We start from the raw sequence: 13193 nt of genomic DNA, 5'->3' as shown, positions 1-13193 counted from the left end.
TTGCCTTTTTTTTTCGCTTGGTAAATTTCTTAACATTTACAGCTAAAGCTTCAGGCCAGCACTTGATGCTGGAAATTTTTTGAGCACAAAAGTTATGCTAGGTTTTTGTTGGTAAGAAACCAGTGTCAAGCACTGGGATGACATAGAAGGAGCACTGGGATGACATAGAAGGAGCACTGGGATGATATATAGAAGGGACACTGGGATGAGGCTACTTGAATGACAAGAAGGAGGGAGCAGGGGATGACAAGAGAGGGGCTACTTTCATTTGCTGTCTTCAAAAATTTACAATTATGCTTCATGTGTTTTATTAAATATTTTACTTAAAAATTCAATTTCTTATTATAAGAGATAAGCAATTCATGAATAATGAAAGATTACAAAAAAGGTCATAGAAAGCGCCTAAGAGAGAGAATTATTTTAGATAACGGACAATCATTGCTTGATTATGAGATTTTAGAACACATTTTATATTCAGCATATAGTAGAATCGATGTAAAGCCAGTAGCAAAGAGTTTGATAGAAAATTTGGGCAGTTTAAATAAAGTTTTTAATGCCGATTTAGAAGCACTGCAAAATATTGAAGGAGTTAATAATGCAGCCATATCTGCTATCTTTTGTGTGAAACAGGCTTTTGTTCGTTCTGCACGAGAAGAAATAAAGGACCTACCTATAATCAATAACTGGGAAAATTTGCTTGATTATTTAAAAGTAAGTATAGGAAGCCTTAATAAAGAAAATTTTCGCGTCATCTATATGAATAAAAGATATCGTCTAATAGCGGAAGATCTGCAGAACTTTGGTACAGTAGATCAAACTCCTATTTACGTTAGAGAGATCATAAGACGCGCTCTTTTGATTGGCTCAACATCGATTGTAATATCCCACAATCACCCAAGTGGAGATATACAGCCTTCAAGTAGCGATATGTTTCTCACTAGACAGCTTGCAGAAGCTTGCAAAAGCATAGGAATAGAATTAATAGATCATATTATTATCACATTTAGTAGCTATTTTAGTTTCAAGGAAAATAGGCTTTTATTAGAGTAGATCTAAAATTGCTTTTGCCATTTTTCTTATTATGAAAGTAAAGCTATACATGAGGTGGTTGCCAGTGGAACAAAAATTTTCCTTCTGGAAGACAATGTGTGATTTAGGTAGTGGCAAATTGAAAGAAATACATGGTATTTGCCACTATTAGAAATCTCCTATTTTGATAAGACTTATGAGGTCTTTATTGGTTTTTTGAATTTTGTTGAAGCACTCACATGCTTACTCTAATATTTTGTTCACAGAGCCTAGTTAGCTCAATTTCAACGTTGATTTGTGAAGCTCTGAGTTCTGTTAGGGGATTTTCTGGTTGAATATCTAGCTTATTCTGTATGTTCGATAAACAAATTAAAGCCGAATCAAAAATTTCATCATACTGCTCTGCTTCATGCACACAATTGATTATTTCCTTAAATTTTTCCACATCTTGCGGCGTATCTTTTAATATTGCTCTTATTTGGTTTAGGTTTTGACGAATTTTTTCCTGATATCCAGCAATTCTCTCTTGATATATATCAATCATTTTTTGACATGAGGTGCCTCTAAATGGGTGTTCTGCTTTTTCCTTTATGTAGGAGCTCTGAAAATTTTTGCAACTAAGGACTGCTTCTCTACATTTTTTTATGTCACTAATTATACTGGTTATTGACTTACTTGCTTTCTCATGTTCTTCTTTTTTGATTATACATTCATCCTTTGTTTGGCTCATTTTATCATACAGATTTCTGCATTCTTTATATGATACCAGCGGTTGTAGTATTCCTTCCTCTACACCTTTATTATAAAAATTCTTCAACTCATCGCTTGATAGTATTCGTATAGCATCTTCCCTTTTACCTTGTGATTTAGGATACTTTTTGTTCAGTGAACTAATATAATTTAATAGGAAACTCTTAGTTAAATCTTCCTTTTTAACTTCTGATAATTTTTCTAGTGTTTCTATATATTTCAAAGTTTCCGCAAAAAGCTGTGCACCAGATGTAGCAAATCCTGGCAGTGGTTTGCTCTGCGCCTTATAAAAATCGGTTTGTAAAAAATCTTCGGCTTGTTTTTTTATTACTGAAAGTTCATTGAAGGCTTTTTCTGGATTGATTTTTTTTAAAATACTAGTAGCTTTTTTAATCGCTCTTTCTCTCTTTTTATTATCTTGTTTTTCGTTTAAGATTAAGCTTTCAGCTTCAGTAAAAGCATTGCCTTGGGCACTTTTGGCAATATTACAAACAACGTTTTTTACAACTTGCTTAGTTGCTACATAATCTATTTCCTTTGTAAAGCAATCAATAAATAGCTGCCAAATTTTTTTGTTAACGGACTTACTTGTCTTATGTTCTAAATCTTCTACATCTTTGAATCCTAAAATAGTATAGAGATTTTTTTCAATTATTGGTTCAGCATGTTGTTTTGCCACTTTACCTTTTATATTGAATAGAAATTCACTAATCTTAGTTGTGCCCATAATATTACCTCACAATATTAATGTTATATAATATAAAGTATAAAAGCTTAATGCTTAATTTTTACTTACTATTAATATAATTGAAGATTAACTTTGTTCCTATATTAAAACTTTAACTCCCAATTTATTATTAGTAATATCATTATATGAATCTTATGCCTGAATTTGGGAATATATTGTTATTGGTAGCCTGTTTGTTATCTTTAACGTATTTGTTTCTACCGTTTAGTTCTTACCGATTCGTCTCCTCTGCCATATTTTTTTGTGTGTCAGCATCAATGGCTATTTTGATCTACTGCCACATTAAAAATGATTTCTCACTTGAAAACGTATATTACCACTCACACACAACAAAACCTTTAATCTATAAGATTTGTGGTGTTTGGGGAAATAAAGAAGGGTCTATGTTGCTTTGGACCTTAGTGCTTGTCATGTATTTATTACTAATGGATATTTATATACCTTCTGTCATCCCAGTGCTTGACTACTTGGATCCAGACAATTTAATTGCAAATGAGTACATCAAATGGCAGTGTAATAAAAACTGGATTCCAGTGTCAAGCACTGGAATGACACCAGAACGAACTAATGGTAGTAAATTAAAAAAAATATCTCTTATCACCCAAGGCTTGATTTGCTTTTGTTTTTTACTGTTCACTTTACTTGAATCCAGCCCCTTCACTAAAATGCCAGGCATTGAAACAGATGGACTGGGTTTTAATCCGATATTGCAGGATATAGGCCTTGCTATTCATCCACCGGTATTATATTTGGGGTACCTTGGATTTAGCATTCCTTTTTCGCTCTCTATAGCTGGATTAATTTTAAATACTGAAGGAAATGTTTGGGCTAAAATTGTCAGGCCTTGGGTACTTATTTCTTGGTCGCTGCTCACTTTGGGCATCAGCTTGGGTAGCTGGTGGGCATATCGTGAACTCGGTTGGGGTGGATTTTGGTTCTGGGATCCAGTGGAAAACGTTTCTTTGATGCCTTGGCTAATTGCAGTGGCGCTGACACATTTGTTGCTCGTTGTACGAAATTTCAATACTTTAAGGAATTTCGCTATTTTACTTACGCTTACAACTTTTATATTGAGTGTGACTGGAACATTTCTAGTCCGCTCAGGAATACTTACCTCAGTGCACACGTTTGCAGATGACCCAAGATATGGACTGTATATATTAGCTCTACTTGGTGTAATTACAGTCAGTAGCTTAGTAATATTTGTAGTGTTTACGAGAAAGAATCACACATCTTTCCAGTATTCGATATTGGAATCTGAAAAGAAATCTGCTACTCAAGTGACAGAAGGTAGAAGATTCTTTTCACGCCTTACGATGATGCTGATGAACAATTTATTATTCATCACTGCCTTTTTCATCGTGTTCGTTGGCACTTTATACCCTACAGTGCTTGAGTATTTAACCGGTGAATTAATTTCAGTTGGAGCACCATATTACAATTCTTTATTTAACTCTATTGCACTAGCTATTCTAGTACTCACCATGATAGGGCAATACTGCAGTTGGCAGGGAAATAGTCTATTGCCAATATTCCGTGAATATAGATTTTCATTTTGTAGTGCTGCAGCTATTTTGCCGTTTATCTTTCACATGGAGCTAATGATTGTGCTATCAATTACCATCTCCATAGCATTATTAATCTTTGTTTTAGAAGCATATAGTAAAAGAATTTGTTTATTTAAGGTAGCATTTGGTGAATCAATTTTATTAGCAAGAAGAGTTTCTAAGTCCTACTATGGAATGATGCTTGCTCATGCTGGAGTGGCAATTCTAGTGCTTGGTATATCTTATTCCGTTGGTTGGCAGGAGAAAAAAGAAAACTACTTGGGAATAGGAGACAGCATAACAGTCAATAAATTTAAAGTTACTTTACGAAATATTGAGCTAATAAAAGAAAAAAATTTCCATGCAGTGAGGGGTACAATGGATATCAGGAATTTGCTGAATAATAAGATATTAGGTGAAGTAACTCCTGAATATAGATTTTACCTTGCGGAAGGTCAGAAAAATGTTGAAAGCAGTATCTACCACAATTTATTTTCTGATATTTATGTTGTAATTGGAGAGATTGATAAGAGTAAGAGCAAAATCGCAGCTAAAGTGCACTATAAACCTGGAATGTCTATAATCTGGCTAGGATCCTTTCTTATCGCTTTTGGCTCGCTCCTTGCTGCTTTGCCTTCTACCAAAAAAGTAGTTCCTTCAGTATCATAAAGTTTGCATTTTTTGGCAATTTAAACTTAAGCTAAGCAACACTAACCTCGCTAGCGAATTTTCTCTGTGTTCTGTTGTACAATAGGAAATAAAGATATATTTTCTAATGAAGAACTTACATGATATATGGAATCTACTTCCTCAGGCCTTTTAAAATATCCCTGCTTAATAGCGTCGTAGACAGAAGAACCACCAAGCAGTTCTCACCTAACTCTTCTTTATAATTTTTAAACTTTTCCAATATTTCCTCCTTGTTACTCACTTCTACTATAATTTTTCCTTCATCTTGCACATCAGAATACAATCTAGCATCTACTTTTCCCAAATCAGTATGAAAAGTCAGTACTATATTACCTATAAGGTCAGTATAATTTCTTACCCCACCTTCCGTTAAAATTTCTATCTCGCTTTCACCGATTGCTATCACGTCTCTTCGAAATTCTGTGCTTTCATCTGTTCCATTTATGATTTTTGCAACCTCGACTATACTATTCTTTGAGTATTTCAAGCAGAAAGTGAAGTTGTCCATTTTTGCCTCTTTTACCTTACCAGTAGTTGCGTTTTTTGCAGCTTCCAAAAACCTTAGAGAATAATGTATATAGCTTTTACGTGCTTCTTTCAGATTAGCTTTGTGGTCTTTAAACTTCTCTAGTTTATCAATTACAATTATACTACTTAGAGTTTCAAGTACTGCACCTCTTTTTACCAAATTACATACTATGCGACTAGCAACTTCTATGTCCCTTTCAACTTGAAAAATCTTTAATTCACTAATTCTTCTTATTACATAATCTGTAAAATTATACTTATTCTCATAAGTATTTTCATATATATTTCCCTCACAAGTAAGATTGAACCTTACCCTAGATTTTATAGCTTCATTTACAACCTGTTCTAGCTGATTTATGTCTTGAACTTCATCTAATTTACAAAAATATTTATCTGGATCTTGCTCATCTAGTAGAAAATCATTCCCCCATAGATTTACACTTTTGCGCAAATACTTTTTTCCATTATAGTCAGCTTGTGTTTTTTTACGAAAAGTTCCATAAATAACATCATCAGTTAAAAAGCACTCTTTAATATTAAGGTGGGGGTTATTAACTGCAAATTCTATTGGGGTTTTACCTTTTTTATCCTTTATATCAAGATTAGCTCCTTTCCTTAGAAGCAATTTGATAATTGTATCACAATGACCAGAACGAGTAGCATAATGCAAAGGCGTCCTTCCTGTGTCGTCCTTTTCATTAGGATCAGCACCTGAATTCAACAGTAAATCTATGCATTCTTCTGAATTGCTACATTCCATACTTGATAGAATATGCAGTATTGTCAGTTTAGATTCTCCTCTTTTAAGGTTGAGAATGGTTTTTAGATCTTGATTACTTTTATGATCTAGTAAAAATTTTTTAATTTTTTCAACATCGTTCTTATAATCCTTATAAGTAACATGTGGAAAGTCTTTAAAAGTACTTAAGAATTTTTTATTCAATTCCTTCTGACTCTCTGTTAAGTTGGACATGTCAACAAGCCACGTAGATATCAGCTTGCCAAATGCACTTCTTTCGACAACATCCGTTAAGGAGCAGTCATTGCGAAGTAGCAACGAGTATTTAATCAATTCATATTCATCATCTTCTTGTTGCTGTGTTTCTTCTGCTTTCTTAGAGTGCTTAAAATCATTTTTTATTAATTCAATCAAAAGCTTTAATGTGTTAAAACTTTTATGTCCCAATAAAGGATCTGCTTTGTTTTCAAGTAGAATTCTTGCTATTTCTGAATAGCCATTTCTAATAGCCCAGCATAACGGAGTACGCCCGTATTCATCCGCTACGTCAACATTAGCCCTTTTCTCTAATAGGAGTTCTACTATTTCTTCATGTCCATTGATAGTAGCACAATGCAAAGGAGTACACCCATTTTGATTTACTGCATCAACATTAGCCCCCTTGTCTAATATGAGTTCTACTATCTCTTTATTTTCATTGTGAGCAGCACAATGCAAAGGAGTAAACCCATTTTGATCTGCTACATTAACATTAACCCCGTTTGCTATGAGAATCTCTACCACTCCTATACTGCTACTTGCAGCAGCAAAGTGTAAAGTATTCCATCCATCTTGATCTGCTGTATTAACATTACCCCCTTTTTTTATTAAAAGCTCTGCTATCTTTACAAGATCATTTCTAGCAGCTATATGTAACAATGTACTTTGATCATCGAATGTATAATTTATGTTAAATCCATTATCTTGCCACTTTTTATACGTGTCTGGATCTTCTTTTTCCAATTCCTCTTTTACCCTTTCGATTATATTGTTCTCATTTAAGTCACTTATTGTCCTTAATATTTTTAACAACCGTTCATATTCCATAATTCTACCTCAAACTATTTGTTTTTGTACTATAGCTAAAAAAAATTATTGATCCATAATAAAATAACCAACACCAGAGTAAGTGGTTTGCTGCTAACATATTTAAAAATGTTATGAACTTAATAAGAGAAAAAAATACCCCTGTAATGGAGCAATATTTAAATTTGAAAGCTCAATACACGGATCATCTATTGTTTTATAGACTGGGCGATTTTTATGAATTGTTTTTCGATGATGCTATTAAAGCTGCGAAATTGCTGAATATAGTGCTAACCAAGAGGGGCAATTCAAATGGGCAAGAAATACCAATGTGTGGAGTGCCAGCACACAGTAGCGAATCTTACCTACACAAGCTAATAGATTTAGGATTCAAAGTAGCAATCTGTGACCAATTAGAAACTGCTGATGAAGCAAAAAAGAGGGGCTATAAATCCATAGTAAAGCGTGATGTAGTGCGAGTTGTAACTCCAGGTACAATTATAGAAGATTCACTACTGGAGGATAAAAGCAATAATTATCTCGCATCCATAGTTGAACAAAATGACGAATATGCTATTAGTTGGCTTGAATTATCGACGGGAAAATTTTTTCACACTTTAACGAGTTTGAAAGCTCTAGATAGTGATTTATTGCGTATATCACCAAGAGAATTATTAATTTCTGAAAAATTCACTGAGGATGAAAAAATTAGATCGATTTTAAAAAATTATAAAATATCAATTACGCAACACGCACAGAGCTTTTTTGAGTATAGTAAATCTCACAGAACATTATGCGAGTTTTATAAAATCAGGGAACTTGGGAGTATAGGAAATTTCAGCAAAGTAGAAATCATGGCGTGTGGTGCACTGCTTGAATATGTCAGAGTAACGCAAAGGGGCTCCATTCCAAGGCTTGAATTCCCAAAAACCTATAAGCAACAAAATTTCATGCTTATTGATGCTTCAGCAAGGAGAAATCTTGAGTTGTTTTCAACTCAATTTGGTGAAAAGAAAGGTTCACTAATTTCAGTTATTGATCATACAGTTACAGCTTCTGGTGGACGCCTGCTCAAACAAATGCTCGCTTCACCCCTTGCTTGCTCTAAGGCAATTAATTTGAGGCTCAGCACCGCTCAATTTTTTGTAAATAATCATGATTCACGCAGAAAAATACGAGAGATATTATCTAACATTCCGGATATTGAAAGGTCTTTATCGCGCTTAATACTAGGGCGTGGTTCACCAAAGGATATGAACCTATTGAAAATAGGCCTAGGAAAGACTTTAGAATTGTCTGAGTTTCTGTCTACCTTGCATAATTATTGTTTAAGTGAAAAATCAGAAATTAACTCTCAGATGTCATTCCAGTGCTTGACCAGAGAAAAGGAACCAGTTCAGGTGATAAGTAGTGACGAGAGTGAACTAAGCACAATACATAAAAGTCTTGGTAATCATAAAGATCTATTCGAGCTTCTAAACAGCGCTATACTTGATAACAACCTCAGTTCCGTAAAAGAAGGAGGATTTATCAATCCAAAATACAACTCAGAATTATCTGAGTTATCTTATATATTGAACAACAGTAACAAGTTGGTAACTAAGCTCCGTGAATCTTATCGCGACCTAACTGGCATTGCTGCACTCAAAATATTACACAACAATATACTTGGTTATTACGTTGAAGTGTCGGCAAATCACAAAATAACTTCGGATATATTTATTCATAGACAAAGCTTAGCAAATAGCATGCGCTACACTACTAATGAATTGAAAGAACTAGAAAATAAAATTCTTACGGCACGTGATGCTGCAATCGGCTTAGAAATGAAAATTTTTAGTGAACTGTGTAGTGAAGTCGCTAAAGAATCTGAAAAAATTGCTCTTGCTGCAAATGCTTTGGCAAAACTTGATATTAGAACCGCATTTGCAGAGCTTGCAGTGCAAAATAATTACGTAAAACCCATTATTGATGACAGCAAAGAGTTCAATATCTGTAGCGGAAGACACCCAGTGGTTGAAGTTAACGATAAATTCATTGCAAATAGCATCAATTTAGCTGGTATACATCTAATTACTGGTCCTAATATGGCTGGAAAAAGCACTTTCTTGAGGCAAAACGCTCTCATTGCAGTTTTAGCTCACATGGGGTCATTTGTGCCAGCAGAGAGTGCGCATGTAGGAGTGATTGACAAGATATTCAGCAGGGTTGGCGCAACGGATAATATAACAGCTGGTTATTCTACCTTCATGGTAGAGATGATCGAAACAGCAACGATAGTAAATCAGGCAACGGACCGTTCCTTGGTGATACTTGATGAAATTGGTAGGGGCACAGGGGTGTATGATGGATTATCTATTGCACAGGCAGTGATTGAACATATTCACAATGTAAATAAGTGCCGCGCCATTTTTGCAACTCATTATCATGAATTGACTAAAGTAGGTGAATACTTAGAAAATGTGAAATGTTTTTGTATGAAAATAAAAGAATGGAAAGGAGAAGTCATCTTTTTACATGAAGTAATTGAAGGCATTGCAGATGAGTCATATGGAATACATGTAGCAAAACTTGCTGGTTTTCCTGATTCTGTTTTAAACAGAGCAAGAGAAGTATTTGAGGAGCTAAAGGCTTGAGGAAAGTAACATTATATTACTCCACAATTATGGATTTTAGCAATCTATGGCGCTTTAATTTTAGTCAGCTTTCTGAGTAACTGAATTAACGTAGCATTGATCGATTGCCACATTAGTCAAGATTCCAATTCCACCACCTACAACTGCACCTACAGCTCCTAATGCTAGTTGAGTACCAATTCCAGCAGAAGACCCAATGATTAATGGAGCAAGAAAATATAATGCTAAAGCGCAAGTTATTGCAGCTACACTTATAACAGCCAGCTTTCTCGGACAAAAATTTTCTGGTGCCTCAGCACTAGATATAAATGATGATTTTACTAGATTTTTTCTACTTTCATGATCTAAAAAGCCACTCACTGTTCTCATTATAGGACGGGTAGAGCCGTCACCAGTCAAGTCAATTCTATCTCCCACTATATCATGAAGCTCTTTAACTTGAGCTTTATATTCATCCCAATAGTTTGATAACTCTTGTTGGTCATTGAGAAGATCTGGTTTATTTGAAGTTGTTAACCAGTGTGAGTCATGTTCCAAAATATATCGAATTGTAGCTTTCCCTATATCTATATGCCCTTCAGTAATTGCATACTTTAAAACACCTTCTGCTTTTTTCCTTCCAACATTAAGATCAGCACCAGCTTTTATCAATAATTCTACTATCTTTGGAGAATTATGAAATATAGCAATATCTAAAGGGACCATCTCATTACAATCTTTGATATTTAAGTTTGCTTTGTGTTCTATTAAATAACTTATAAATTTTAAGGTTTTATCAGATTTTTGATCGTCTATGTCTTTATGTCTGTAATATATTATAATTGCAAAATTCAACGCAGTTTGACCCTTTAACGCACTACCACCAATAATTAAGTTCTGATAGCTTTTTACCTCTTGATTTATTAAGTTAACATCCGCACCGTTTTCTATTAAAGCCTTAGCTCCTTCGAAATTGCCTTGTGCAGTTTGCAGATGAAGTAAGTAACGACCAAGATGATCAGTTGCATTAGGATTTGCACCTTGTTCAATCAAATACCTTGCAATTTTATCATTAAATTTGTGATCATAAGTTGCAGATTCTAGTGGCTCAGGATTTTGCGATAACTCATCTTTAGCTATTAAGCTGTTAATCTGACAGATTGATTTTACTGACTCTAAATCTCTTCTTTTAACTGCCTTTGTGACTGCAGCGCTAAAGCTTATACCCTTTTCTATTAGATATTCGGCCATTTTGTTATTAGTAGAACACTTTAATAAATTTGTACCGCTTTGGGAATTAACCTCAGTGACAACATCTCGAATAATGGAACTATTTTCCTCAAAAATTGACTTTACTTTTTCTAAATCATTTTTGGTGACAGTATCAACAAGATCTTTTATTACAGCATTCACCCTCTCTTTTTTAGCTAAAATTTCTTTTAATTCTTCAGGGTTCATAAATACACCTCAACACACATAATAAAAAAGTATATCTAAATCAGAATTGCTTGTAAAGGATCTTTAGATATTATCTTGCCCAAAGGTTAATTTATTTTATAATCTTTTTGTATTCTAGAAATTTCAATTAAATGAACTGTTATAAAACTCACGAGTGTAATGAATTAAGGAAGAATGATGTAGAAAAGGAAGTTACTCTCTCTGGGTGGCTGTACCGTAAACGTGACCATGGTAACCTAATCTTTGTTGATTTAAGAGATTTTCATGGGATTACTCAGTTGGTATTCAATAACGATAAAGATTTTTTTGATGAAATTTCGAATTTAAAATCAGAAAGTGTGATTACTGTCACAGGAATAGTCAAAGCTAGAACTGAAGATACGGTAAATAGCTCTATTTCCACAGGAGAAATTGAAGTTATAGTTAGTAATTTACAAGTTGAATCTGAAGTTGAGTTCCACTGTGATGAAGAAATAGCAAAAGAAGAAAGGAGTATATTAGCAAGTATCGCCGGTGAGCAAGAATACCCAGAAAACATGAGATTTAAATATCGTTTTCTTGATTTAAGACGTAAAAAGGTTCGTAATAACATTATTCTACGTTCACAGATCATTTCAGAGCTCAGGAGGCTCATGATAGAGCAAGGATTCTTAGATATTCAAACTCCCATACTTACTGCCTCTTCTCCTGAAGGAGCACGTGATTATTTAGTGCCAAGCAGACTAAATCCTGGTAAATTCTATGCATTACCACAAGCTCCACAGATTTTTAAGCAGTTGCTTATGGTTTCAGGGTTTGATAAATATTTTCAAATTGCACCTTGTTTTCGTGATGAGGACGCAAGGGCTGACCGTTCTCCTGGGGAGTTTTATCAGCTAGATCTTGAAATGTCTTTTGTAACTCAAGAAGATATATTTCAGGTTATTGAATCTACCTTATATAAAGTGTTTGCCAAATTTTCTCGCAAATCAGTTGATAAAGATTTTCCACGTATTACATACAAAGAAGCAATGCTCAAATATGGATCTGATAAGCCAGATCTGCGTAATCCATTATTAATCAGCGATGTTACAGAGATTTTCCGTGATTCAGAGTTCAATATTTTCAAAAGCAATATCGAGCGAGGTATGGTAGTCAGAGCCATCCCTGCTCCTAAAACAGCAGAGGAACCACGCAGTTTTTTTGATAAAAAAATAGAACATGCGCAAAAAGAATTCGGTGCTAAAGGTCTTGGATATATAACGTTTGATAAAGATGGCATCGCAAAAGGGCCAATTGCTAAATTCCTCGATGACAATAGGCTAAATTCCATAAAAGAAATAACGAATGTAAAGCCCGGAGATAGTGTATTTTTTGCTTCTGATAAGGAAAATGAAGCAGCAACAATTGCAGGGAAAGTGCGCACTCTTTTAGGTTCAGAATTGGGATTAATAGATGACGATATCTTCAAATTCTGTTGGATTATTGATTTTCCATATTTTGTATATGACGATAAGAGCAAAAAAATAGATTTCTTTCACAACCCATTCTCTATGCCACATGGTGGCTTGAAAGATTTAGAAGAAAAAGATCCGCTGGATATCCTTGCTTACCAATATGATCTTGTTTGCAATGGAATAGAGCTGTCAAGTGGAGCAATTCGTAATAACAAACTGAATATTATGTACAGAGCTTTTGCCATTGCAGGCTACAGTAAAGAGGAAGTTGATACAAAATTTGGCGCGCTTGTGCGTGCATTCAGGTTTGGAGCGCCACCTCATGGTGGAATAGCGCCAGGGGTTGATAGAATGGTTATGCTACTTGCAGATGAGCCGAATATTCGTGAAGTAATCTGTTTTCCTATGAATCAGCAAGGAGAAGATGTTCTAATGGGCGCTCCTTCTAAAGTAGATGATAAGCATTTACGTGAGTTGTCTTTAAAGGTTGTTGAATAAAGTTGTATATAACTTGAGTTTAGGTGGGGAAAAAACAAGAATATTGAATTCTGTTAAAGTAGTGCTAGGCCCTAGCACTACTTTATAGTT

The 13193-nt window shown here is 34.4% G+C and carries 7 protein-coding genes; 4 read left to right on the top strand and 3 right to left on the bottom strand.

Annotation, left to right across the window (positions count from 1 at the left end):
* Nucleotides 1-369: 369 nt before the first annotated feature.
* Nucleotides 370-1050: a RadC family protein gene (gene radC / locus AAHF52_RS00900; protein WP_019078756.1), complete on the top strand. Its 681-nt coding sequence runs from the start codon at nt 370-372 to the stop codon at nt 1048-1050.
* A gap of 214 nt (nt 1051-1264) precedes the next feature.
* On the opposite strand, the gene AAHF52_RS00895 is transcribed toward radC, so the two are convergent.
* Nucleotides 1265-2506, bottom strand: a complete 1242-nt coding sequence (locus AAHF52_RS00895; protein WP_007302893.1) for a hypothetical protein — start codon at nt 2504-2506, stop codon at nt 1265-1267.
* 146 nt (nt 2507-2652) lie between these two features.
* Between AAHF52_RS00895 and AAHF52_RS00890 the strand changes: the two genes are divergently transcribed.
* The gene (locus AAHF52_RS00890) at nt 2653-4743 is read left to right on the top strand and encodes a heme lyase CcmF/NrfE family subunit (RefSeq protein WP_149168899.1); all 2091 of its coding nucleotides are present in this window, start codon (nt 2653-2655) and stop codon (nt 4741-4743) included.
* A 133-nt stretch (nt 4744-4876) separates the two neighbouring features.
* On the opposite strand, the gene AAHF52_RS00885 is transcribed toward AAHF52_RS00890, so the two are convergent.
* The gene (locus AAHF52_RS00885; RefSeq protein ID WP_342068428.1) at nt 4877-7117 is read right to left on the bottom strand and encodes an ankyrin repeat domain-containing protein; all 2241 of its coding nucleotides are present in this window, start codon (nt 7115-7117) and stop codon (nt 4877-4879) included.
* A gap of 113 nt (nt 7118-7230) precedes the next feature.
* Between AAHF52_RS00885 and mutS the strand changes: the two genes are divergently transcribed.
* Nucleotides 7231-9732, top strand: a complete 2502-nt coding sequence (gene mutS, locus AAHF52_RS00880) for a DNA mismatch repair protein MutS (protein ID WP_052264659.1) — start codon at nt 7231-7233, stop codon at nt 9730-9732.
* A gap of 60 nt (nt 9733-9792) precedes the next feature.
* Here mutS and AAHF52_RS00875 read toward each other — a convergent pair whose 3' ends face one another.
* Nucleotides 9793-11169: an ankyrin repeat domain-containing protein gene (locus tag AAHF52_RS00875; RefSeq protein WP_264376845.1), complete on the bottom strand. Its 1377-nt coding sequence runs from the start codon at nt 11167-11169 to the stop codon at nt 9793-9795.
* Nucleotides 11170-11300: 131 nt separating this feature from the next.
* On the opposite strand from AAHF52_RS00875, the gene aspS reads away from it, so the two are divergent.
* On the top strand, nt 11301-13103 hold the full coding sequence (aspS, locus tag AAHF52_RS00870) for an aspartate--tRNA ligase (RefSeq protein WP_342068427.1): 1803 nt from the start codon (nt 11301-11303) through the stop codon (nt 13101-13103).
* The last annotated feature ends 90 nt before the right edge of the window (nt 13104-13193 follow it).

The sequence above is a fragment of the Wolbachia endosymbiont (group B) of Melanargia galathea genome (assembly GCF_964030625.1).
Lineage (GTDB): Bacteria > Pseudomonadota > Alphaproteobacteria > Rickettsiales > Anaplasmataceae > Wolbachia.
This window is presented reverse-complemented; position numbering and strand designations above follow the sequence as displayed.